General features: G+C 70.8%; 18 protein-coding genes. 7 read left to right on the top strand and 11 right to left on the bottom strand.

Features of this window, described 5'->3' with window-relative positions:
* Nucleotides 1-135 precede the first annotated feature (135 nt).
* The 3 genes from ACZ6SD_RS05600 to ACZ6SD_RS05590 all read left to right on the top strand — a co-directional run bounded on the left by ACZ6SD_RS05600 (nt 136) and on the right by ACZ6SD_RS05590 (nt 5,852).
* Nucleotides 136-1,392 carry a serine/threonine-protein kinase gene (locus ACZ6SD_RS05600; RefSeq protein WP_465315718.1) on the top strand — a complete coding sequence of 419 codons (1,257 nt, stop codon included), beginning with the start codon at nt 136-138 and terminating at the stop codon, nt 1,390-1,392.
* Between the two features lie 170 nt (nt 1,393-1,562).
* Complete coding sequence (gene groL, locus ACZ6SD_RS05595) at nt 1,563-3,188, top strand: chaperonin GroEL (RefSeq protein WP_465315717.1); 1,626 nt, start codon at nt 1,563-1,565, stop codon at nt 3,186-3,188.
* 390 nt (nt 3,189-3,578) lie between these two features.
* Complete coding sequence (locus ACZ6SD_RS05590) at nt 3,579-5,852, top strand: HelD family protein (RefSeq protein WP_465315716.1); 2,274 nt, start codon at nt 3,579-3,581, stop codon at nt 5,850-5,852.
* A gap of 985 nt (nt 5,853-6,837) precedes the next feature.
* Here ACZ6SD_RS05590 and ACZ6SD_RS05585 read toward each other — a convergent pair.
* The 6 genes from ACZ6SD_RS05585 to ACZ6SD_RS05560 all read right to left on the bottom strand — a co-directional run bounded on the left by ACZ6SD_RS05585 (nt 6,838) and on the right by ACZ6SD_RS05560 (nt 14,644).
* Nucleotides 6,838-7,317, bottom strand: coding sequence for a carboxypeptidase regulatory-like domain-containing protein (locus ACZ6SD_RS05585; protein ID WP_465315886.1), 480 nt, complete (start codon nt 7,315-7,317; stop codon nt 6,838-6,840).
* A 5-nt stretch (nt 7,318-7,322) separates the two neighbouring features.
* Nucleotides 7,323-7,928, bottom strand: coding sequence for an RNA polymerase sigma factor (locus tag ACZ6SD_RS05580; protein ID WP_465315715.1), 606 nt, complete (start codon nt 7,926-7,928; stop codon nt 7,323-7,325).
* Nucleotides 7,929-8,526: 598 nt separating this feature from the next.
* Entirely contained in the window at nt 8,527-8,844 is a 318-nt protein-coding gene (locus tag ACZ6SD_RS05575; RefSeq protein ID WP_465315714.1) for a hypothetical protein, read from the bottom strand.
* Between the two features lie 9 nt (nt 8,845-8,853).
* Complete coding sequence (locus ACZ6SD_RS05570) at nt 8,854-9,060, bottom strand: PspC domain-containing protein (RefSeq protein ID WP_465315713.1); 207 nt, start codon at nt 9,058-9,060, stop codon at nt 8,854-8,856.
* 371 nt (nt 9,061-9,431) lie between these two features.
* The gene (locus tag ACZ6SD_RS05565; RefSeq protein ID WP_465315712.1) at nt 9,432-10,748 is read right to left on the bottom strand and encodes a M1 family metallopeptidase; all 1,317 of its coding nucleotides are present in this window, start codon (nt 10,746-10,748) and stop codon (nt 9,432-9,434) included.
* 23 nt (nt 10,749-10,771) lie between these two features.
* Entirely contained in the window at nt 10,772-14,644 is a 3,873-nt protein-coding gene (locus tag ACZ6SD_RS05560) for a Pls/PosA family non-ribosomal peptide synthetase (RefSeq protein WP_465315711.1), read from the bottom strand.
* A 254-nt stretch (nt 14,645-14,898) separates the two neighbouring features.
* Between ACZ6SD_RS05560 and ACZ6SD_RS05555 the strand changes: the two genes are divergently transcribed.
* The 4 genes from ACZ6SD_RS05555 to ACZ6SD_RS05540 all read left to right on the top strand — a co-directional run bounded on the left by ACZ6SD_RS05555 (nt 14,899) and on the right by ACZ6SD_RS05540 (nt 18,478).
* Entirely contained in the window at nt 14,899-15,198 is a 300-nt protein-coding gene (locus ACZ6SD_RS05555; RefSeq protein ID WP_465315710.1) for a PadR family transcriptional regulator, read from the top strand.
* A gap of 16 nt (nt 15,199-15,214) precedes the next feature.
* A complete protein-coding gene (locus ACZ6SD_RS05550; protein ID WP_465315709.1) occupies nt 15,215-16,327 on the top strand; it encodes an XdhC family protein in 1,113 nt (370 codons plus the stop codon).
* Nucleotides 16,328-16,406: 79 nt separating this feature from the next.
* Nucleotides 16,407-17,351: a ribose-phosphate diphosphokinase gene (locus ACZ6SD_RS05545; RefSeq protein ID WP_465315708.1), complete on the top strand. Its 945-nt coding sequence runs from the start codon at nt 16,407-16,409 to the stop codon at nt 17,349-17,351.
* A 26-nt stretch (nt 17,352-17,377) separates the two neighbouring features.
* On the top strand, nt 17,378-18,478 hold the full coding sequence (locus ACZ6SD_RS05540; protein ID WP_465315707.1) for a CapA family protein: 1,101 nt from the start codon (nt 17,378-17,380) through the stop codon (nt 18,476-18,478).
* 3 nt (nt 18,479-18,481) lie between these two features.
* Here the strand turns inward: ACZ6SD_RS05540 and ACZ6SD_RS05535 are convergent, their stop codons facing one another.
* The 5 genes from ACZ6SD_RS05535 to ACZ6SD_RS05515 all read right to left on the bottom strand — a co-directional run bounded on the left by ACZ6SD_RS05535 (nt 18,482) and on the right by ACZ6SD_RS05515 (nt 23,327).
* Nucleotides 18,482-19,744 carry an ABC transporter substrate-binding protein gene (locus tag ACZ6SD_RS05535; RefSeq protein WP_465315706.1) on the bottom strand — a complete coding sequence of 421 codons (1,263 nt, stop codon included), beginning with the start codon at nt 19,742-19,744 and terminating at the stop codon, nt 18,482-18,484.
* Nucleotides 19,741-20,826 (bottom strand): branched-chain amino acid ABC transporter permease, encoded by a 1,086-nt coding sequence (locus ACZ6SD_RS05530; RefSeq protein WP_465315885.1) that lies wholly within the window; start codon nt 20,824-20,826, stop codon nt 19,741-19,743. Before ACZ6SD_RS05530 ends, ACZ6SD_RS05535 begins: the two co-directional genes overlap by 4 nt.
* A 70-nt stretch (nt 20,827-20,896) precedes the next feature.
* Complete coding sequence (locus tag ACZ6SD_RS05525) at nt 20,897-21,775, bottom strand: branched-chain amino acid ABC transporter permease (RefSeq protein ID WP_465315705.1); 879 nt, start codon at nt 21,773-21,775, stop codon at nt 20,897-20,899.
* Nucleotides 21,772-22,542 (bottom strand): ABC transporter ATP-binding protein, encoded by a 771-nt coding sequence (locus ACZ6SD_RS05520; RefSeq protein WP_465315704.1) that lies wholly within the window; start codon nt 22,540-22,542, stop codon nt 21,772-21,774. Before ACZ6SD_RS05520 ends, ACZ6SD_RS05525 begins: the two co-directional genes overlap by 4 nt.
* Entirely contained in the window at nt 22,539-23,327 is a 789-nt protein-coding gene (locus ACZ6SD_RS05515) for an ABC transporter ATP-binding protein (protein ID WP_465315703.1), read from the bottom strand. The genes ACZ6SD_RS05520 and ACZ6SD_RS05515 overlap by 4 nt, the downstream gene beginning before the upstream one ends.
* Between the last annotated feature and the right edge of the window lie 375 nt (nt 23,328-23,702).

Genomic DNA, 23,702 nt, shown 5'->3' with positions numbered 1-23,702 from the left:
AGGGCCAGTGTCGAAGCACCGGCACGCGCCAGCCGCGCAGGCACTTCGACACAGGCCCTAGCGCGGATCTCGATCAAGCCGCCATCTGGCCGAACCGGACGCGGGAGCCATCCGGCGGACGTTAGGCTCCCGATCGTGTCGGAGGACCTCACTGGGCGTCGCCTAGGGCATTACCGGATTGATGGCGTGCTCGGTAAGGGCGGAATGAGCGTGATGTACCGCGCCACCGACATAAGACTGGGCCGGAAAGTGGCCCTCAAGGTCATCGCCGAGCACCTCACCGAGGATCCGGAGTTCCGCGAGCGCTTCGTGGACGAGGCCCGCAACACCTCGGCCATCGACCACGCCAACGTGGTGCCGCTCTACGACTTCGGCGAGGTCGACGGCCTGCTCTACATCGCGATGCGGCTCGTGGACGGCTCCGACATGGCCAGCCTGATCAAGGACGGCCCGCTCTCGCCGCAGCGCACGCTCGGCCTGCTCAGCCAGGTCGCCGAGGCGCTGGACAACCTGCACGAGCTCGGCCTGGTGCACCTCGACGTCAAGCCTGCCAACGTGTTGGTCACCACGCGCGAGTCGGCGGGCGAGCACATCTACGTCGCGGACTTCGGCCTCACCCGCCGCGGCGCCACCGGTCACCGCACGCGCGGCGGCGACTTCCTCGGCTCGCCCACCTACGCCGCCCCCGAGCACCTGCGCGGGGAACCGGTCGACGGGAGGACCGACGCGTACTCGCTTGCCTGCGTGCTCTTCGCGTGTCTGGCCGGGCGCCCGCCGTTCCAAGGGCAGGTCCCCGAGGTCATCCAGGGGCACCTGAACCGCGACGTGCCGTCGCTGACCGAGCAGGTGGCGCTGCCGCCCGCGATAGACGAGGTCATCCGGCGCGGCATGGCCAAAAACCCCGGGCAGCGCTATGGGAGCTGCCGTGAGCTGATCGCCGCGGCCCGGCAGGCGCTGTCGAGCGCTCCCCGGCCGCCCGCACCCCCGCAGCGCGGGCCGTTCGGGCCGCAGCAGACCCAGCCGCAACCGGCCCAGCACCAGCCGGCCCAGCACCAGCGGCGGACGTCCGGGCCGCAGGCGTCCCCGGCCGAGCCGATGCGGCTGCGCCCGCCCGTGCCGGTCGGCAGCACCGCGTTCGGCGCGGAGAAGCGCGGCAACCGGTGGGTCGCGCCGGTCGTGGTCGGCTTGGTGGCGATCGGGTTAATTATCGCCGCGATCGTGTACTTCGGCGGCGACCCCGGCGGCGGCCAGCCGAGTGACCCCAGCACCCAGACGACCGCGCCATCCATCCAGGTCGGAGACGGGAAATCGGCTGGTCCGGAGTCCGGCGACGCCCCGCGCACGACCTCGCGCAAGCCGCTGCCGACGATCTCGATCGTGCCCCAGCCCTGAGTCCCGTTTCTTGCACTCGGAGGCTCCGAGTGCTAAACACGACTTAGCACTCGGAGTCCCCGAGTGCCAGAAGGTCGGGACGGTGAGGCTGGCGCGTGCGCCGGTCGTCCGTCGCGGGCACCGAGCCTGGCCGCGCTACGTGTATCCATCCGATGGAGGACCACACCGCAATGGCCAAGTTGATCGCGTTTGACGAGGAAGCGCGTCGCGGTCTCGAGCGCGGACTGAACATCCTCGCCGACGCCGTCAAGGTGACGCTCGGCCCCCGGGGCCGCAACGTCGTGCTTGAGAAGAAGTGGGGCGCGCCGACCATCACCAACGACGGCGTGTCGATCGCCAAGGAGATCGAGCTCGAAGACCCGTGGGAGAAGATCGGGGCCGAGCTCGTCAAGGAGGTCGCCAAGAAGACCGACGACGTCGCCGGTGACGGCACCACCACCGCCACCGTGCTCGCCCAGGCCCTCGTCCGCGAGGGGCTGCGCAACGTGGCGGCTGGCGCCGACCCGATGGCGCTGAAGCGGGGCATCGAGCAGGCCGTCGAGGCCGTCATCGAGCAGCTTCACAAGTCCGCCAAGGAGGTCGAGACCAAGGAGCAGATCGCGGCCACCGCGTCCATCTCCGCTGGCGACACCACCATCGGCGAGCTGATCGCCGAGGCCCTCGACAAGGTGGGCAAGGAAGGCGTCATCACCGTCGAGGAGAGCAACGCGCTCGGCATGGAGCTTGAGCTCACCGAGGGCATGCGCTTCGACAAGGGCTACATCTCCGGTTACTTCGTGACCGACCCCGAGCGCCAGGAAGCGGTCCTGGAGGACCCCTACATCCTGCTGTTCGGCTCCAAGATCTCCTCGGTCAAGGACCTGCTCCCGCTGCTGGAGAAGGTCATGCAGTCCGGCAAGCCGCTGCTGATCATCTCCGAGGACGTCGAGGGCGAGGCGCTGGCGACCCTGGTCGTCAACAAGATCCGCGGCACGTTCAAGTCCGTCGCCGTCAAGGCCCCGGGCTTCGGCGACCGCCGCAAGGCGATCCTGCAGGACATCGCCATCCTCACCGGCGGCCAGGTCATCAGCGAGGACGTCGGCCTCAAGCTCGACAACGCCGACATCGCGCTGCTGGGCAAGGCCCGCAAGGTCGTCGTCACCAAGGACGAGACCACCGTGGTCGAGGGCGCTGGCGACGCCGAGCAGATCCAGGGCCGGGTCAACCAGATCCGCGCCGAGATCGAGAAGTCCGACTCCGACTACGACCGCGAGAAGCTCCAGGAGCGCCTGGCGAAGCTCGCGGGCGGCGTGGCTGTCATCAAGGCTGGCGCCGCCACCGAGGTCGAGCTCAAGGAGCGCAAGCACCGCATCGAGGACGCGGTGCGCAACGCCAAGGCCGCCGTCGAGGAGGGCATCGTCGCCGGTGGCGGCGTGGCCCTGCTGCAGGCCGCCGAGGCCGCGTTCGCGGGCCTCAAGCTCGAAGGCGACGAGGCCACCGGCGCCAACATCGTCAAGGTCGCCGTCGAGGCGCCGCTCAAGCAGATCGCGATCAACGCGGGCCTTGAGGGCGGCGTCGTGGTGGAGAAGGTCAAGGGCCTCCAGCAGGGCCACGGCCTCAACGCCGCCACCGGCGTCTACGAGGACCTGCTCGCCGCTGGCGTGCCGGACCCGACCAAGGTGACCCGCTCGGCGCTGCAGAACGCCGCGTCGATCGCCGCCCTGTTCCTCACCACCGAGGCCGTCGTGGCCGACAAGCCGGAGAAGGCCTCGGCCGCCCCGGCTGGCGGCGACCCGACCGGCGGCATGGACTTCTGATCCACGCCAGGTAAAGAGGCGCAGGTAGAAGCGCAGACGAAGGCCCGGTCCGCACCAGCGGACCGGGCCTTCGTCATGTCCGCGCGGTGAACGACATCCCAGGCTGAACGCGCGGTCGCTATCTTGGGCCGATGGGGGCGGACCAGCGTCTGGGCATTCTCGACGGATCTTGACCGTCTCTGCCGATTGACGCGCTGACCGGACATGAGTTAAGGCCAGGTTCCGGTCTGCCCCAGGTGCACTTGGCCTTGCGGCTTGCCCATCACCCGCGTCGGTGGACTTCAACACAGCCAAGCGGTCGGCGAACCTGGGCACGGGACAGGCGTGTCGGGACGCGCTATATTGAATGGTCTGCGCACAAAAAAAGACGCCTCGATAGGACGTCATGAAATGAATTGTATGGCATGTGGAGGCCGATTGTCAACCGAGATCGACGTGGAGCAGGAATACGTCACCATGCTCTACGCGCACCTCGATGAACTGCGCGCGGACACCGACACGCGGTTGGCCAGGACGCTGCGGGAGAGCAGCAGCAACCCGCAGGCCATGACGCAGCGGGACGCGGCGACGGCGCACTACAGCGAGCAGTTGGCGCAGTACGGGGCGGTGGAGAACGGGCTGTGCTTCGGCAGGCTCGACTTCGCCGACGGGGAGCGCAGCTACATCGGGCGCATCGGGCTGTTCGATGACGATGGCGACTACGAGCCGCTGCTCATGGACTGGCGCGCGCCCGCCAGCAGGCCGTTCTACCTGGCCACGGCGGCGTCGCCGGACGGGGTTCGCAGGCGTCGGCACATCCGGACGTCCCAGCGGAAGGTCACCGCGCTGGACGACGAGGTGCTCGACATCGGCGCGGGGGAGCAGGACGTCCACGACGGGCTCACCGGTGAGGCCGCCCTGCTGTCCGCGTTGAACGCCTCGCGCACCGGGCGGATGAGCGACATTGTCGAGACGATCCAGGCCGAGCAGGACGAGATCATCCGGTCCGGGCTTAACGGTGTGCTGGTAGTGCAGGGTGGTCCGGGCACCGGTAAGACTGCCGTGGCGTTGCACCGCGCCGCTTACCTGCTTTACACCTACCGCCAGCAGCTTTCCCGGCGCGGTGTGCTGATCATCGGTCCGAACGCGACCTTCCTCAAGTACATCGGGCAGGTTCTCCCGTCGCTCGGTGAGACCGGTGTCCTCCTGCAGACGGTCGGCGAGCTGTACCCCGGCGTGCGCGGTGTCCGGCCCGAGCCCGCCCGCGCCGCTGAACTCAAGGGGCGCATCGACATGGTCGACGCGCTCAAGAGGGCGGTGCGGGACCGGCAAGAGGTCCCCGACGAGTCGATAGTGCTGACCGTCGAGCGTGAGGAGCTTGTCCTCGACCCGGCGATGGTCAAGGCGGCCCGCGCGCGAGCCCGCCGGTCACGGAAACCGCACAACGAGGCGCGGCCGTTGTTCGCCGAAGAGATCGTCGCCGCGTTGGCGCGGCAGGAGGCCGACCGGTTGGGCGCCGAGTTCCTCGATGAGGACGACCTGGCCGACATCCGCCGGGAGATGGCCGAGGACGACGTGGTGCAGGCCGCCGTCGAGCGGCTTTGGCCCCTGCTGACCCCGCAGCGCTTCCTGTCCGACCTCTACGCCTCCGCCGACCGGCTCGCGTCCGCGCTGCCGCACCTCACCGACGATGACCGCGCCCTGCTGCTGCGCTCGCCCCGGCTCGGCTGGACCGCCGCCGACGCCCCACTGCTCGATGAGGCGGCCGAACTCCTCGGCGCGGACGACCGCGCCGAGCGCGCCGCCGCCGAGCGCCGCCGCCGCGACGAGCAGGACTACGCCCAGGGCGTCCTCGACATCCTGCAGATGGAGGACGACGCCGACCCCGACATCCTCACCGCCTACGACCTGATCGACGCGGGCCGCCTCGCCGAACGCCACGACGACGAGGACTACCGCACCGCGGCCGAACGCGCCGCAGCCGACCGGACATGGACGTTCGGACACGTCATCGTTGACGAGGCGCAGGAACTGTCTGCGATGGCCTGGCGGGTCCTCATGCGCCGCTGCCCATCCCGGTCGATGACCCTCGTCGGCGACGTCGCCCAAACTGGCGCCCTGGCCGGAACGGACACCTGGGCGGGCATCCTCGCCCCCTACGTGGCCGACCGCTGGCGGCTAGCCGAGTTGACGGTCAACTACCGCACCCCCGCCGAGGTGATGGCCGTGGCCGCGGACGTCCTGGCCGAGCTGACAACGGACCTGGCCCCACCCAGCTCGGTCCGCGAAACCGGCATCGCCCCCTGGCGACTACGCGTGCCCGAAACCGAACTGGCAGACACCCTGGCCAAGCTGGCCGCCTCCGAAACAGGCCCAGGCACGCTAGCCGTGCTGGTCCCGGAATCACTGGCCGACGAAGTGGGCCGAGCCGTCGCCGAAGCCGTGCCAGACGCGGCCCTAGGCGAGCGCCCAGAACTGGAAAGCCGCGTGGTGGTCCTCACGGTCCGCCAGTCAAAGGGCCTGGAGTTCGACGCCGTGCTCCTAGCCGAACCAACCCGAGTAATCACCGAGTCCACACGCGGCATGAACGACCTCTACGTCGCCCTCACCCGCGCCACCCAACGCGTCGGCGTAGTACACGCCACCGATTTGCCACCGCCGCTGGCCCGCCTCACCCCACGGTAACCACCGCCCCCCGCCCCCACAACAAACCCCACCCTCCCTGGGGGCCTGCCCTGCTCCAGTATATCGGGGCAGGCCGACAATTTAGGTGAGAACGATCTTGCCTGTGGATAACTCGCGATCACCGAGGCTTGGAAGTTCAGCGGGCTTTGGAAGCTCAGCCAGCTTGGAAAAGCAGCGGGCTTGGAAGCAGCGTGGCGAGGAGGGCGGCGCGCCTTGGAGGGGCAGCGTGGCGTTGGGATGGCGGCGCGCGCTTTGGAGGGGCTGTGTGGCTTGAGAGGGCGGCGCGCTTTGCAGGGCAGCCTGGCGTTGGGAGAGCGGCGCGCCTTGGGAGGGCAGCGTGGCTTGAAAGAGCAGCGGGCATGGGAGGGCGGCGCGCTTTGCAGGGCAGCGTGGTTTGGGAGGGCGGCGCGCTTTGGGGAGGGCAGCGTGGCTTGGAGGGGCAAGCGGCCTTGGGAGGCAGCGCCCTGGGCAGGGCAGCGGCCCTTTAGAGTGCAGCGTGACTGGGAAGAGCAGCGGGCATGGGAGGGCAGCGCAATCTGGAACAGCAGAGGCACCTGGAACAGCAGAGGTGCCTTGAAGGGCAGAGGCACCTGAAAAAAGCAGAAGGCACGGACAACGGCACCTTGAAAGGCGGCGGGCTTTGAAGGGCAGCGGCACCTTGAAAGGCGGCGGGCTTTGAAAGGCGACGGACTCTCAACACGGCGGCCCATGGAACCGCAGTAAGAAACTAGGACAGATCCGGGTGCGGCCTGCCCGTTGACCAGGGCACACCGAGCAAACCGGCGTCCCGCCTTGGTTCCTCAACCTGCCAAATGCTGGATCGGGTGGAGTGGTTTCTCTGGGGGAGAAGGAAGATCGCTAAGCTGGCTTCGCACGTGTGAGGCCGTAGGCTTCCCACCCGTCTTTCACACGGCGATCTTCCTTCGTAGGGGCCCCAGAGAAACCACTCCACCCGATCCAGCCCACCAGCAAGCAAAGAACAGAACTACAGCACCACAGTAGGCGTGACAACAGTCTTAGGCTTAGCCCCACCAGTCATCCGAACCAAAATCTGAGTAGTGCCTCTCGGCACCTCGGTAAGCACAAACCGCCCACCCTCATCAGCCGTAGTAGCGGATGAGCCATGGTCGGCCACTCGAACCTCCACCGCATGCTCCCCAGCGGGAACCAGCCACCCATCGATGCGCTGGCGTTCACCAGTTCGGGTGACGTTGACCATGACGGTGAGGTCGCCCACGAAGAACGTGATGGTGCCGGGGTCGCCGCCGCGGACGCCGACGAGGGGGCGTTGGTCGGCCCAGCGTGCGGCTTCGAGTTCGACTTCGGCGTCGATGTCCTCGATGGCGATGGCGAACTGGGCGCGCTCGATGAGGCCCTCTGGGACCGGGTCGAGCTCGTCCATCAGCCTGCCTACCTGGGCCAGCCAGAAGTCCTGCTCGGCGGGTTCCATCTCGTAGTCGTCCATGGTCCTCATCTGCCACCGTCCCCATCGTCGTACAAGGCGCGCAAGGAGTTGAGGCAACGTCCTCGTGTCGGCCCGATGCTGCCGTGCGGCATCCCCATCGCCTCGGCGACGATGCGGTACTCGGCACGACCGGCCAGGACGGTCAGGCGCAGCAGCTCCTGACAGCGCTGGTCCAACTTGTGGAACGCCGACCACAGTCGGTGGTCGCGTTCACCGCGCAGGGCTTCCGCCTCGGGCATCGGCTCCGTGCTGGGCACGTGCTCGGCCACTTCCGGCGACAGCTCGACCTGCGCGGCCCCTCGCTGACGGGTGCGGATCGCTTCGCGGCGGGTGGTGGTGATCAGCCAGCCGACCAGGGCTTTGGGCTCGGCGAGGCGGCCGAGGTGGCGCAGCAGCGCCAGCCAGACCGTCTGCACGACGTCCTCGGCTGAGGACCGGTCGATGCCGGTCCCTCTGGCCACGTGCCAGACCAACGGCGTCAGTTCGGCGACCAGCACGTCGAGCGCGCCGCGGTCGCCTTCCCGTGCCGCGATCATGCACGCCGCGTGGCGCTCCGACCCTTCCAGCCCCTCCCATGGCGGGTTGGTCCTTACCGTTCGGAGCTCGGTCACCGCTCCCACCCCATCCTTCATATCCCGGGGTCGTGCATTCTGGTGGCACTGGCTACATCGTTCGACCGCCGGATGATGCGTCTTACTGCGGCATCCGTCACTCGAACAGGTGAAGCTGTCCGCCATCAGTGTCCCTTGAGCGCATGCGGCGCGCAGGCGAGTGCCTGCCCTCCGCCTGGCTGGACCAGGTCGACCGGATCGCCCCGGTGGGATTCGATCGCCTAGTCGGCATCCTCCGCCGACCGAGGCCGCGACGCCATCCCTGGCTCCCGTTCGGGTCGAAGAATCACAAAATCTGTGGCGGCCGGACCGGTCCCCTGCACCCGTCCGGCCGCCACGGCCCCGTGGTCTCACTCGAATGCCCGGTCGACGCGGACGGCGGCGATCGCCGGGCGCACCGGGAAGTCTTGGGTGTCACACCGCTGGACGCGGGCGGCGGTGGTCTCCGGCGGGTGCGGCCGACCAGGACACATCGTTCCCTCCGGAGCGGAAGAGTATTTTTACTCTGACACTGGTAAGAGGGGCGTCCGCGACCGTGGATACGTCCAGGCTCGGCGGCTTCGCGCCGTGGCACAGATGTGCCAGGCGGGCGTCGGGGTCAGACCGTCAGCAGCACCAGCAGGGCGCCGACGGCGAGCAGTGTGCCGACCAGGAGGGTTCCGCAGCCCAGCAGGACTGTCCGGCGGGTCGTCAGCGCGCGGATGGCCAGCACGACGGCGGTGGCCACGGTGAGCAGGGTGATGGCCGAGTACGCCACCGCCGCGGCGACCGGTGAGCCGTGCCCGCGGACCAGCGCCGGTCCGAAGACCACCACCAGGAAGCACACCACCCCGCCCGCGGCGAACAGCGCGGCCGACGCGAGCAGCACGAGCGCCTTCGCGGTCCCCGTCCGCGACACCGGCTGCTGGTCGGCCACGCGCCGACCTTAGTGCTCGTCTTCCGGCACGAGGATCCAGCAGGCCAGGTAGATCAGCGCGCCGGTGCCGAAGCCGAGCAGGGTCGCGGCGACCAGGATGATCCGGATCAGGGCGGCGTCGGCGCCGAGCATCCGCGCGAGGCCCCCGCAGACCCCGGCCACCATGCGGTCGGAGCGGCTGCGGCGGAATTTGCGGGTTTTGATGTCGTTCGTCATGACTCAAGAATCGCCCTCGCGCGGCCCGCGCGCATCGGGGGCGCACCCTGAAAACCGGGTCGGGGTCGTCCCGGGGGCGCCGCGATAAATCAGTCGCGACGCGGGGTGCGCGAGCGCATCATTGACCTCGGGAAACCAAGCCGGAGTCACCGCGATGCGGTGCCCGCTCGACGGTTTCCGGCGCGGGCGCGTGGCGGTGTCCGAGTCGGGGCCGGGAGGGCGGTAGCCCGAGCAGGGCTGCTCCGGTCCCCACGCCACACCGACGCTTCCCGCGCCCGGCTCGACGCTACCGGCCGCGCGTGCGGCGGGAAGCCCGCCTGGCGCCGGTCAGTCCAGGGGAGAGTGACCGGCGCCAGGCGCACCAACGGTTCTTAGAGCGGTGGCAGGGCGGTGTCGAACAGCCAACTGGTGAAGAACTCCGTCAGCGGCTCTGGCGCGTGCTTCTGCGCCAGCGCGGTGAACTGCTCGGTCGTCACCAGCCCGTGCCGGTGCGTCGAGGCCCACTCGACCAGCAGCGTGAAGAACGCCGCGTCGCCCAGCCGCCGCCGCAGCGCGTGCAGGGTCAGGGCGCCGCGCAGGTAGACGCGGTCGTCGAACAGGCGGGTGACGCCGGGGTCGGCGAGCCGGAGGTCCTGGGGCGCGGCGGCCACCGTCCGCCACGCTCTGCGCGCGTGGGTGTCGGTGGGGTCGCCGCCGGACGCGGCCGACCACAGCCACTCCGCGTAGGTCGCGAAGCCCTCGTTGAGCCAGATGTGCCGCCACTGCGCGACGGTGAGGCTGTTCCCGAACCACTGGTGCGCCAACTCGTGCGCCACCAGGTGCTCCGAGCCGCGCTTACCGTCGACGTGGTTAGCGCCGAAGACCGACAGCGACTGGGCCTCCACCGGGGCGTCGAGGTCGGTGTCGACCACGACGACGCCGTAGCGGTCGAACGGGTACGGGCCGAAAAGCCGGGAGAACTCGGCCAGCATCATCCCCTGCCTGCCGAAGTCGTGGTCGAACAGCGTCAGCAGCCGCGCGGGCACCGTGGCGTGCATGACCCCGGCCAGGTCGAGCGAGATATACCGGCCGATCTGCACGCTCACCAGGTAGCTGGGCGTCGGCTGCGGCAGCCGGTAGACCCACGTCGTGGTGCTCGCCGACGACCGGCGCGACTCCAGCGCCCCGGTCACCACTACCTGGTAGGCGGTAGCCGTGGTCACCGCGATCCGGTAAGTCGCCTTGTCGCTCGGATGGTCGTTGCACGGGAACCAGGACGGCGCGCCGATCGGCTGGCTCGCCACGAGCACGCCGTCGTCCAGGTAGTCCCAGCCCAGCTCGCCCCAGTGGCCGCGGATCGGCGTGGGCGAGCCCGAGTAGCGGATGTCCACGGCGAACTCGGCGCCAGCGGGCACCGCCCGCTGCGGGGTCACGTGCAGCTTCGCGCCGCGCTGCGCGTAGCGCACGGCCTTGCCGTTGACCGTGACCCGGTTCACGCGCAGCCCGGCGAGGTCGAGGCTGAACCGGGACAGCGCGTGCTCGGCGACGGCGGTGATTCGGGCGCGGCCGTCGAGCCTGCCCGGCCCGACGCGGTACTCCAGGCCCAGCTCGTAGTGCGCGACCCGGTAGCCGCCGTTGCCGTGCGCCGGGAGGTAAGCGTCCGACGACGTGCTCGCGCCGGGTTTGCCCGCGCGCACCGGATCAGCCATGCGCCCATTCAACAGGACGGTCATCAGCGGTTGACCGGCCACGCGGCGATCGGGTTGCCCAGCCAGCGGGTGGCCGAGGGCACCGACTCGCCGCGCATCACCAGCGACGCCGGGCCGACCGTGGTGCGGTCGCCGATCGCCGCCCCGGGCAGCACGATGCCGTGCGGGCCCAGGGTGCCGCCGTCGCCGACGGTCACGGTGTCCATGCTCATGATCCGGTCGTGGAACAGGTGCGTCTGCAGCACACAGCCCCGGTTGACCGTCGCGCCCGACCCGATCCGCACCAGGTCGGCCTCGGGCAGCCAGTACGTCTCCACCCACGCGCCGCGCCCGATCCGCGCGCCGAGCCCGCGCAGCCACACCGCCAGCAGCGGCGTGCCCTGCGCCGAGGTGGCTATCCACGGCACGGCCAGCATCTCGACGAACGTGTCGGCCAGCTCGTTGCGCCACACGAATGAACTCCACAGCGGCCGCTCGATGGCCCGGAAGCGGCCCACCAGCGCCCACTTGGCCAGCACCGCGACCGTCCCCGCCACCGCGCCCGCCGCGGCCAGCAGGACGCCGCCGAGCGCGAGCGACAGCCAGAAGCCCGCGGCCGTGAAGCCCGCGGCGACCAGCACGGCCAGCGCCGCGGAGGCCATCACCGGCACGACCCGGCACAGCTCGACCAGGGCGCGGGCGACCATGAGCCGCGTCGGCGGGTCGAACGTGGTGCTCTCGTCGGCCGCCTCGACAGTGCGCGGCAGCTTTATCGGCGGCATCCCGAGATAAGAGGACCCCGCTTTGGCCTTCTTAGGTGTCGAAGACAACACGCCTACCAGTCCGCGCTTAGGCACCGCGCGACCCGGCGCGGTCATCCCGGAGTTGCCCAGGAAAGCCCGCTTGCCGACGCTCGCCTTCGCGATCCGCAGCCAGCCGCCGCCGAGCTCGTAGGAGCCGATCATGGTGTCGTCGGCGAGGAACGCGCCGTCGCCGACCGTGGTCATGCTCGGCAGCGCCAGCACCGTGGACGCCTCGACGCGCCTGCCGACCTTCATGCCCAGCATCCGCAGCCACACCGGGGTGAACAGGCTCGCGTAGAGCGGGAACAGCCCGACCCGGGCCAGGTCCATCAGCCGCTCGGTGGCCCACGCCTGCCAGGCGACGCGGCTGTGCATGGCGTGCTGTCCGGCGCGCAGGCCGATCGAGAGAGCACGCACCGACCCCAGCACCAGCAGCGCGTAGGCGGCCATCCAGACCACGGTCGCGGCGGGCACGCCGAGCAGCGCGCTCGCCAGGCCCGCGCCGAGGGTGGCCGAGCCGTCGAGGAACGCGGCGAGCACCAGTAGCGCGGGCACGGCCGCCGCGACCGGCAGCAGGCTCAGCGCGAACGAGGTGGCCGCGTAGACCGCGACCCAGCGCTTGCGCCGCGTGGGCCGCTTGCCCGCGTGGCTTGCCTTGCCGGTGCGGGTCGCGGGCGCGCCGGACCAGCGCTGACCGGCGGGCACGGCGCCCACGACGGCCGAGCCGGGCGCGACCTCGGCGCGTTTGCCTACCCGCGCGCCGGGAAACAGCGTGCTCCGCGCGCCGACAGTGGCGTGCGCGTCGATCCGGACCCGGCCGATGTGCAGGGTGTCGCCGTCCAACCAGTGCCCGGACAGGTCTACCTCGGGCTCCACCGCCGCGCCCCGGCCCAGCCGCAGCAGGCCGGTGACCGGCGGCAGCGAGTGCAGGTCGACGTCGTCGCCGATGCGCGCGCCCAGCGCCCGCGCGTAGTGCGTCATCCAGGGCGCGCCCGCGAGGTTCGCCGCGCCGGTCAGCTCGACCATCCGCTCGGCGGCCCACAGCCGCAGGTGGACGCTGCCGCCGCGCGGGTAGGCGCCCGGTTCGACGCCGCGCAGCAGCAGCCGGGCCGTGCCCGCCGCGAGCGCCATCCGGCCCCACGGGCTCAGGAAGACCAGCCAGCCCGCTAACACGAGCCACCAGGACACGGTAGGCGCCCACGGCAGGCTGAGAAGGTTGTTCAGAGCGGCGACGACAACCGCCCACCGCGCGCCGACCACGGTCAACATCGGCACGGTAAGCAGCGTCTGCACTACCTGCGCGCGGACAGGCGTGGGCGCCACGACCCGGTCGCTCTGCACGCTCGCCGACGCCGCGTCGATCCGCGCGGCCAGCTTGCCCAGCGTCGGGTGCTGGTAGAGGTCGGCCACGGCGATGCTCGGGCACGTCTCGCGGACCCGGGACACCAGCTGCGCGGCCGAGAGGCTGCCGCCGCCGTTGGCGAAGAAGTCGGCGTCGAGGTCGGTCACGCTGACCCCGAGCAGGTCGCGCCACAGTTCGGCCAGCCAGCGCTGGGTGTCGGTCAGCGCGGCGGTGTCTACCTCGCTGGTGTCCAGCGGCAGCGGCCACGGCAGCGCGTGCCGGTCGACCTTGCCGGACGTGCGGGTCGGCAGCGTGTCGACCACGGCGATCAGCGGGACCAGCGCGGCGGGCAGCGCCGCCCGCAGCCGGTCGACCGCGGCGGCGGCGGCGAAACCCTCGTGCGTGACGACGTAGCCGACCAGGAGCTGGTTGCCCGCCTTGGTCGCGCGCACCGCGGCGGCGGCCCCCGCGACCCCGGGCAGCGCCTGGAGCGCGGCGTCGACCTCGCCCAGCTCGATGCGCCTGCCGCCGAGCTTGATCTGCTCGTCCGCGCGGCCCAGGAACAGCAGGCCCTCGGGCTCTGCCTTGACCAGGTCGCCGCTGCGGTACGCGCGATCCCAGGACAGCGCGGGCAGCGGGGCGAACTTCTCGGCGTCCTTGTCCGGGTCGAGGTAGCGGGCCAGGCCAGCGCCGCCGATGACCAACTCGCCGGTGCCGCCCATCGGGACCAGCTCGCCCGCCTCGTCCACCACGGCCAGCTCCCAGCCGTCCAGCGGCAGGCCGATGCGGACCGGGCCGTCGCCGGTCATCAGCGCCGCGCAGGCCACCACGGTCGCCTCGGTCGGGCCGTAGGTGTTCCACACCTCGCGGCCCGCGACGGCCAGCCGCTCGGCCAGCTCCGGCGGGCACGCCTCGCCGCCGAAGATCAGCAGCCGCACGTCGTCCAGCGCCTCGGCTGGCCACAGCGCGGCCAGGGTCGGCACGGTGGAGACCACCGTGATGCCCCGCTCCAGCAGCCAGGGGCCCAGGTCGACGCCGCTGCGGACCAGCGCCCGCGGGGCGGCCACCAGGCAAGCGCCGTTGCGCCAGGCCAGCCACATCTCTTCGCACGAGGCGTCGAAGGCCACCGACAGCCCGGCCAGCACGCGGTCGGTCGGGCCGATCGGCTCGTCGGGCAGGAACAGGTCGGCCTCGGCGTCCACGAACGCCGCTGCCGAGCGGTGGCTCACCGCGACGCCCTTGGGCTTGCCGGTGCTGCCGGAGGTGAAGATGATCCACGCGTCGTCGTCTGCCGTGGGCGCGCCCGGCGTGCCCGTGGGCGGGCCGAGCGGGGTGATGGACCGGTCCGCGCCAAGCACGGCGCACACCCCGGCCTCGCCGAACACCAGGTCCGCGCGCTCGTCGGGATCGTCAAAGTCGACCGGCACGTAAGCCGCGCCCGCGGCGAGCACGGCCAAGATGCCGACGTAGAGGTCTGTCGTGCCCGAGGGGACCCGGATGCCCACCCGGTCGCCGCGGCCGATGCCCGCCGCGGCCAACCGGGTCCGGAGGACGTCGATTTCGCCTAGCAGCGCCCGGTAAGTCAGGACCGTCGTGCCGTCGTCCACCGCGTCGGCGTCCGGGTGGCGGGCCGCGGTGGTGGCGAGGATGTCCAGGAGAGTGCGGGGCGCGCTCTCGGGTCCGGCGCGAAAGACGGCGAGACCGCGCTCAGCCGCGTCGGCGAGCGGGTCGACGGTGTCGAACAGGGATAGCGAGTGATCGACGATCGTCATATGAGCGAACGCATTTCTCACCTTTTCGGTGGTTCTTCAACGCTGTGACCAGGGAACATTACCGGTGGTCATGGTGGCCTGTCGCGCTGGGACGGAGTTCCGGTGGCGTGTTTCACACTCTCGTGTCAGCCGTAACATCAACGATTACCGGACATTCTTTGATATCGGCTCACGATAGCGCGGCTGCTTTCCTTGTGTGGCAAAGGTCATTTCTTGCTTGAGAATCCGATATCGGTCTGCGATATCGTGGGTCGATGGATGTCGTCCGGGAGTTCAGGAACGGCGCGCTGCGCCTGCTCGTGCTGCGGCACGCCACCGACGCCGAGGTCCACGGCGCGCTGCTGAGCGAGCGGCTGTCCGCGCGCGGACACCGCGTGTCGCCGGGCACGCTCTACCCGCTGCTGCACCGCTTACAGGACGCGGGGCTGCTCAAGTCCCGCACCGAGGTGGTCGACGGCCGCCGCGTCCGCCGCTACCGCACGACCAAGCGCGGCAAGCGCGTGCTCGCCGAATGCCGAGCGGTCCTCGCGGAACTGGCCGCGGACGTCGCATAAACGCCACACTGGGGCCATGAGGGACGTGCTGGACGAGCTGGTCCGCCGCTGGGACGCCGGGGAGCCGGTCGCCGTGGGCACGGTGGTGGCCACGTTCTCCTCCGCCCCGCGCGCCGCGGGCGCGGCCATGCTGGTCGCCGCGGACGGGACGGTCGCGGGCAGCGTGTCCGGCGGCTGTGTCGAAGGTGCGGTCTACGAACTCGGCCGCGAGGTCTTAGCCAGCGGTAAGCCTGTCTTGCAGCGTTACGGCGTCAGCGACGACGACGCCTTCGCCGTCGGCCTGACCTGCGGCGGGACCATCGACGTCTTCATCGAGCGGATGGACCGGGAGTCCTTTCCGGCGCTGTCCGACCTGGTCGACTCGGTCCGGGCCGAGGTCCCGGTCGCCCTGGCCACCATCGTCGCGCACCCGGACCCGGCCAGGCTGGGCCGCCGCCTAGTCGTCTGGCCAGACCGGTCGGCGGGAACCACCGGGTCCGACCGGATCGACGCTGCCCTGGTTGACGACGCCCGCGGCCTCCTGGCGTCCGGCCGCAGCGCGGCCATCGGCTACGGCTTGGACGGCGAACGGCGCGGCGAGGGCATGACGGTTTTCGTCAGCGCGTTCGAGCCGCCGCCTCGGATGCTGGTCTTCGGCGCGATCGATTTCGCTGCGGCCATGGCGCGCATGGGCTCTTATCTCGGCTACCGGGTCACGGTCTGCGACGCCCGCCCGATCTTCGCCACCACCAGCCGCTTCCCCGGTGCGCACGAGGTGGTGGTCGACTGGCCGCACCGGTACCTGCGCGCGGAACTGGCGGCGGGCCGGGTGGACGAGCGCACCGTGGTGACCGTCCTGACCCACGACCCCAAGTTCGACGTGCCGGTCCTTGAGGTCGCGCTGCGCGGCAAGCTCGGCTACGTGGGCGCGATGGGCTCCCGGCGCACCCACGACGACCGGATGGCGCGGCTGCGGGAAGCGGGCCTGACCGAGGACGAGCTGTCCGCGCTGTCCTCGCCGATCGGGCTAGACCTGGGCGCGCGCACTCCGGAGGAGACGGCGGTGTCGATCGCCGCCGAGATCATCGCGCTGCGCTGGGGCGGCAAGGGGCAGCGGCTGACCGGGCTGTCGGGCCGCATCCACGGCTAAGAGCCGGGTGGGCTAAGCCACTTACCGGGAGGACCTAAGGTTGGGCGCAGCGACCCCAACAGTCCAGGTAGGAGAGACAGTGCGGGACATCGCCTTGTTCAGCGGCAGTGCCCACCCGGAGTTGGCCGCGGAGATCGCCGCGCACCTCGGCGCCCCGCTGCACCCGGTGCTCGTGCAGCGCTTCGCCAACGACTGCCTTGAGGTGCAGTTGCAGGCGAACTGCCGGGAGCGGGACGTCTTCCTCATCCAGCCGCTGGTCCGGCCGGTGCAGGAGAACCTGGTCGAGCTGCTGCTGATGGTCGACGCCGCGCGCGGGGCGTCCGCGTCGCGGATCACCGTCGTCATGCCGCACTACGCCTACGCGCGGTCGGACAAGAAGGACGCGCCGCGGATCTCGATCGGGGGACGGCTGGTGGCCGACCTGATGGTCGCCGCCGGGGCCGACCGGGTGCTGACCATGACCCTGCACTCGCCGCAGGTGCACGGGTTCTTCAGCGTGCCGGTGGACCACCTGCACGCGCTGCGGGAACTCGCGGGCCACTTCCGGCGGCACGACCTGTCAAACACCACCGTCGTCTCACCCGATCTGGGTAACGCGAAAGAGGCGGCGAGGTTCGCGCGGCTGCTGGGCGTGCCGGTGGCGGCCGGGGCGAAGCAGCGGTTCGCCGACGACCGGGTCACCATCACCTCGGTCATCGGCGAGATCGAAGGCCGCGACGTGATCGTGCTGGACGACGAGATCGCCAAGGGCAGCACCGTCATCGAACTGCTCGCCCGGCTGCGCGAGCGCGGCGCCCGGTCGGTGCGGGTGGCCTGCACGCACGGGCTGTTCGCCGGGGGCGCGCTCAAGCGCATCGGCGACGAGCCGGAGGTGCTGGAGATCGTCTGCACCAACACCGTGCCGATCCCGGCCGGGGAGCGCACCGACAAGCTCACCGTCCTCTCGGTCGCGCCCGCCCTGGCCGAGGCGATGCGGCGCATCCACAACGGAGAGTCGGTCAGCGCGCTGTTCGACGCGCCGTAGCACCCGGGCGCGGTTAGGGTGCGCGGGTGTGGAGTCGCCTGTTCTCCCTGGTCAGCGGGGTTCTGCTCGCGGGCTGCCTCGGCGAGCCGACGGTCGGGCCCGCGCCAACCCCGCCGCAGCCCAGCGCCCCGGCGTCGTTCACCGTGGTCGCGGGCGGCGACATCCTCATCCACCCGGCCCTGACCGCGCAGGCCGAGGCGGACGGCGGCGGCGCCCGCGACTACGCGCCGCTGTTCGCGGGCGTCAAACCCGTTCTCGACCGGGCTGATGTGGCGGTGTGCCACCTTGAGGTGCCGATCGCGGGCGCCGAGGGCCCGTTTCGCGGCTACCCCAGGTTCAACGCCCCGCCGGAGCTGGCGGCCGGGCTGGCGGCCAGCGGGTTCGACACCTGCTCGACCGCGTCGAACCACACCCTCGACCAAGGCCCGACCGGCGTCGCGAAGACCCTCGACGCGCTGGACGCCGCGCGGATCGCCCACACCGGCTCGGCCCGGTCGGCGCGGGAGGCCGCGACTCCGCTCATCCGCGAGGTCGCCGGGGTCAAGGTCGGATTCGTGTCCTACACCTTCGGGCTCAACCAGGGCACCGCGCGGCCCGAGGGCAGCCCCTGGCTGGTGAACCTGCTCGACCCCGCCGCCGTCCTGGCCGAGGCGCGCGCCGCCCGCGCGGCTGGGGCGCAGGTCGTGGTCGCCAGCCTGCACTGGGGTGTCGAAGGCAGGCACGAGCCCACCGCCGAGCAGGTGCGCGTCGCCAAGGCCCTGCTGGGCGACCCGGCCGTCGACCTGATCATCGGCCACCACGCGCACGTGGTGCAGCCGTTCGAGAAGGTCGAGGGCAAGTGGGTCGCCTACGGCCTGGGCAACCAGGTCGCCCGGCACGAGCAGCCCAAGGGCGTCACGGAAGAGGGCGTGCTGGCGCGGTTCCGGTTCACCAAGTCCGGTACACAGTGGACGGTCGACAAGGCCGAGTACATTCCGACCCTGGTGGACCTGGGGCCGCCGATCCGGCTGCGCGACCTCACCACCGACACCACCGTCGCCGCCGGGCGCAAAGCCGAAGCCCGCGCCCGGACCGAGAACATCGTCCTCAGCCGGGGCGCGGGCGCGGCGGGCCTCACCAGCCCGTAGCGGCTACTTCTGGTGCGGCGCCACGTAATCCTTGGCCTCGGGAGCCTCGAACAGCGGCTTGACGTACTTCACGCCGCCCTCGGCGCCCGGGTCCGGCTGGGCCACGTACACCTGGCGGGTGGCCGGGGCGCCAGGCTTGGAGAAGTCCAGCGCCGCCACCAGGTTCTCGGTGCCTGCCGACGTGGTTTCCTTGAGCGCCTTGGCGATGCCGTCGCGGGTGAGGTCCTTGTTCGCGCACGCCTTCTTCAGCACCGAGCCCCAGACCTCGCCCACCGCGTAGCCGTAGGGGATGCCGCTGTTGGCCGGTTCCCGATACGCCGCCTTGTACTTCGCCGCGACGTCCTTCGCCTTGGGCAGGTCCGCGGAGAACGGGACGCTGCTGGCGACGATGTGCAGCTTGTCCAGCGCGCCCGCCGCCGGGCTCTTGAGCAGCGCCGGGTCGAACACGGGGTTGTTGCCCAGCAGCGGCACGTTCAGGCCGAGCGCCTTGTTCACCGCGGCGACGGAACCGGTCTGCGGCGGGGAAGTCGTCAGCAGGATGGCCTTCACGCCGTCGCCCTTGAGGCCGGTGACGATGTTGGTCAGGTCGGTGTCCGTCGAGGTGATCTTCACTTCCTTGACGGTCAGGTTGTGCTTGCTCGCATAGTATTTCGAGCCGCGCAGCCCGTTCTGGCCGTACTCGCCGTCGATGTAGATGTGGCCGATGGTGTCCCCGTCGGCGATCAGGTTCTTCTCCTGCAAGTAGGACAGGCCGTCGATCATCTCCACGTCGTAGGTGGTGCCGACGATCATCACGTACGGGTTGTCCAACAGCTCAGACGACCAGGACGCGGGCACCGCGACCGCCTTGTCCTCCGACAGGTTCTGCTTGAGCGCGGCCACCACCGGCGAGCCGAGCATCTGCACGAAGCCCGCCACCTTCGGCTCGATCTGCGGGTACAGGGTCTTCGCGGTGTCGGCCTTGTAGCCGTGGTCGACGACCTCCAGCTTCACCTGCCGCCCGCAGATGCCGCCCGCGGCGTTGACGTCCTTGGCCCACAACTCGTTTCCCTGCGTGATGCCGAGGCCGAGGTTCTTGAACACCCCGGTCTTGTCGGTCATCACACCCAGGGTGATGTCGGTCGCGGATACCCCGGTCCCGGCTCTCACCCCATCGGCGCCGGGGTCGGACGAACCGGAGCCCCCGCCCTTGGTGCCGCACGCGGACAGCACGAGGGCGGCGGAAAGCGCTGCGCAGGCTGCGAAGCGCGTCGGAGTGCTGCTCATGACGGGTCCTCCTCGGGGGATTCGCGGGACAGCCCGCGACTGGTGATCCGGCGGCCGATCGCGGCCAGGCCGCCGGGTTCGAACAGCACGACAAGCACGATCGCCGCGCCGTAGACGAACGCGCTGATCAGCGCCGGGGTCAGCGCGCTGCCGCCGGTCTCGCCGAACAGGCCGAGATCGGCCGAGTACAGCGCGAGGGCCTGCGGCAGCCCGTGCACGATGAGCGCGCCGACCAGCGCGCCCGGGACGGAGCCGAGCCCCCCGATGATCACCATGGCCAGGAATGCGATGGACACGTTGATGCCGTAGGTGCCGTACTCGCTCTCGTCCGGCTTGAGGATGTCGAACCACAGGGCGGTCATCACCCCGGCCAGGCCCGCGTACGCCGAGGACACCGCGAACGCGCCCGCCTTGGCCCGGGTGACGTCGACGCCCATCGCGGTCGCCGACGCCTCGTTGTCCCGCACGGCCCGCCACGCCCGGCCGACCCGCCCGCGCACCGCGCCGCGGGCCAGCAGGAACGCGACCGCGGTCAGGACGAGGAACAGGTACCAGGTGCGCTCCGCCTGCCGGATCGGCACGCCCAGCAGCTCGATTTCCGGGCCGCCGTTGGAGAACGGGAAGCCGAACAGCTCGAACGTAGCGGGTGTTCGGCCAGTGGAGGTGCCACCGGTCAGCGTCTCCGCAGACTGTCCAAAGTAGAGCCCGAGGAACACCAGGGACAATGACGCGACACCCAGGTAGATCCCGCGCAGCCGACCGGCCACGGGCGCGAACGCGAGCCCGAGCAGCGCCGCCAGCAGCACCGCGCCGACCAGCGCCAGCCCGGGGTCGAGACCGAGCCCGAACACCCGGCCGTCGTCGGTCGGTCCGGAAAGGACGGTGTAGCCGGTCGCGCCGACCAACAGGAAGAACGCGTGCGCCAGCGACAACTGGCCCGCCTGCCCGACGAGCATGGTCAGCCCGATCGCGCCGACACCGCCGATCATCACGTACTGCCCGGCCTTGAGCCACGCCGTGTCCAGGTACAGCGGCAGCGCCGCGAGCACCAGCAGCAGCGCGACCCACGCCAACCGCCGCATCCACCGCCCGCGACCGGTTTCCGGGGCAGGAACAAGGGTTTTCGGGGGCGCTGTCTTCTCCAGAACGACGTCAGACACGGGTGCTCTCCCTCGTCCCGAACAGCCCGGACGGCCGCAGCGCCAACACGACCAGCATCACCAGGAACACCGCGCTCTTGGAGAAGTCGAACGAGATGTACTGCGCCGATAGGGCTTCGGCGAGCCCGACGACCAACCCGCCCACGACCGCGCCCGCCGTCGAGTCGAGGCCGCCGAGGATCGCCGCCGGGAACGCGGCCAGCGCGATCGAGTGCGTCCCACGGGAAAGCCCGGAGCCGGAGAAGTCCTGCGTGGCGATGAACAGCACCGCCACCCCCGCCAGCGCGCCCGCCACCAGCCACGCCGTCGCGGTGACCCGCGACGACCGGATGCCCATCAGCGCGGCCGCCTCGCGGTTCTCCGCCTGCGCGCGCATCGCCACACCCCAGTTGGAATACCGGAACGCCAGGAAGAACGCGGTGATCAGCACCGCGCTCACCGCCAGTGCCACCAGATGCGTGCGGAACAGGGTGATCCCGCCGACCTGGAGCGGCTGCGCGTCCCACGCCTCGCCCAGGAACGGCAGCCGCACGCCGAGCCTGCGCACGACCTCCTCGGTGATGATCACGTCGAGCCCGATCGTCAGCAGCGCCAAGCTGTTCGCGTCGGCGAACCGGGCCCGCGACAGCAGCAGCCGCTCCACCGCGATCGCCAGCAGTGCCGCGCTGAGGATGCCGACCAGCGACGCCCCGACCCAGCCCAGCGACTCGCGGGTGACCACGACGAGATAGCCGCCGAAGAGGACCAGCGAGCCGTGCGCGAAGTTCACCACCTCGGTCGCCTTGAAGATGACCACGAATCCCAGGGCCAGCAGCGCGAACACCGCGCCTTTGCCCAGGCCGTTGACAACCAGTTGCAGGAAGGTGTTCACGCCGGTTCCTCCGCGCCAAGATAGGCCCGGATCACATCCGGGTCGGACCGCACCTCGGCTGGGCTGCCGTCGGCGATCCGCTTGCCGAAGTCGAGCACCGTGACCCGGTCGGCGATGCCCATGACCAGGCTCATGTCGTGCTCCACCAACAGAACCGAGATGCCCAGCGCGGCCCGCAGATCGCCGATCGTCGCCGCCATCTCGGCGGTCTCGGCGGCGTTCATGCCCGCGGCGGGCTCGTCGAGCAGCAGCAACGTCGGCTCGACGGCCAGCGCCCTGGCGATGTCGACCCGTTTCGCCGCGCCGTACGGGAGCGCGGCGACCGGCACGTGCAGCACGTCGCCGATGCCGAGGAACGCGCAAATCTCCGCCGCCCGCGCGAGGTGCCGTCGTTCCTCGCGGGCGGTCAGCCGCAGCCCGTCGGTGAGGAAGTTGCCTCGGGTGAGCACGTGCCTGCCGAGCATCACGTTGTCCAGCACCGTGGACCGCGCCGACAGCGCCGTGTTCTGAAACGCCCGCCCCACGCCGATTTTCGCCAGCTTGTGCGCGCGCAACCTGGTCAACTCGGTGTCACCGAACAGAACCCGGCCCGACGTGGCCCGGTAGACGCCGCTGATCACGTTGAAGCAACTGGACTTTCCCGCGCCGTTCGGCCCGATCAGCGCGTGCACGGTCCCCGGGGCCACGGTGAACGACACGTCGTCCAGCGCGCGGATGCCGCCGAAGGTCAGGGTGACGTTCTCCACCCGCAGTGGCGCCAGGCTCATCGCGCCCACCTCGTCAGCGTGCGGCCCGCGTGCCGCCAGTGCGCCTCGCTCCCGGATTCGGCGTGCCCACCCAGGTAGAGCCGCTGGACGTCGTCGCTTGCGGCCAGCTCGGCCGCCGTGCCGCGCAACGCGACCCGCCCGACCTCCAGCACCGCCGCGTGCTCGGCGACCCGCAGCGCCATCACCGCGTTCTGCTCGACCAGCACCACCGCCGTGCCCTGCGCGTGGATCTCCCGGATGATCTCGCCGATCCGCGCCACCACCTTCGGCGCCAGCCCCAGCGACGGCTCATCGAGCAGCAGCAGACGCGGCCCCGACATCAGCGCCCGCCCAATCGCCAGCATCTGCTGCTCGCCGCCGGACAACAGCCCGGCCCGCTGCTTCGCGCGCTCGGCCAGAACCGGGAACAACTCGTGCACCCGCTCCCGCGCCGCCGCCCGCCGCGCCGCGTCCCGCGCGCCGATCCCGCCCGCCCGCAGGTTCTCCTCCACGGTCATCCGCGCGAAGACCTGCCTGCCCTCGGGCACCCCCACCACCCCGAGCCGCACGATCGCCGCCGGATCGGCCCGGTCGATCCGCCTGCCGTCGAACTCCACCGAGCCCGCCACCACGGACCCGCGATGCAACCGCAGCGTCCCCGACACCGCCCGCAACAGCGTCGACTTACCCGCGCCGTTGCTCCCCAACACGGCGAGCACGCCATCAGCGGGGACGTCGAGGTCGACACCGTGCAGCGCGGCCACGGAACGCCCGTAGCGCACCTGAAGATTGCGCACGCTCAGCACACGGCCTCCTTGCCTCCAGGTGACCGCGGTCACTCGGGCTGGAACGTGGGCGCAATCGTGGTGCGAAGACTGGGGACTTGTCACCCCCAAGTGGAGAGTTGACCTCGAATCGTGCGGGGTCGTGACAACGTCTAGGGCTGCCCTTGGCGCATCCGTGACTAAAGCGCGCGGGTCCTCGCCTCGCGGTCTCGGCGATGGCCTTGGCGCGGGCGGGGGTGGGGGCGACTGCGAATAGGTCTCGGTTCCCGTTCGGGGAGGACCGGTTCTGTGGGTCCGCTCGATGGGGAGGGTTATTCATAACGTGGTGTCCAGCCCAGGCGGTAGAACTCCAGGGCGGTGATGGTGGCGATCACCTCGGGGAGCTCGGCGAGGCGG

The sequence above is a fragment of the Actinokineospora sp. NPDC051303 genome, from assembly GCF_055586285.1.
This window is presented reverse-complemented; position numbering and strand designations above follow the sequence as displayed.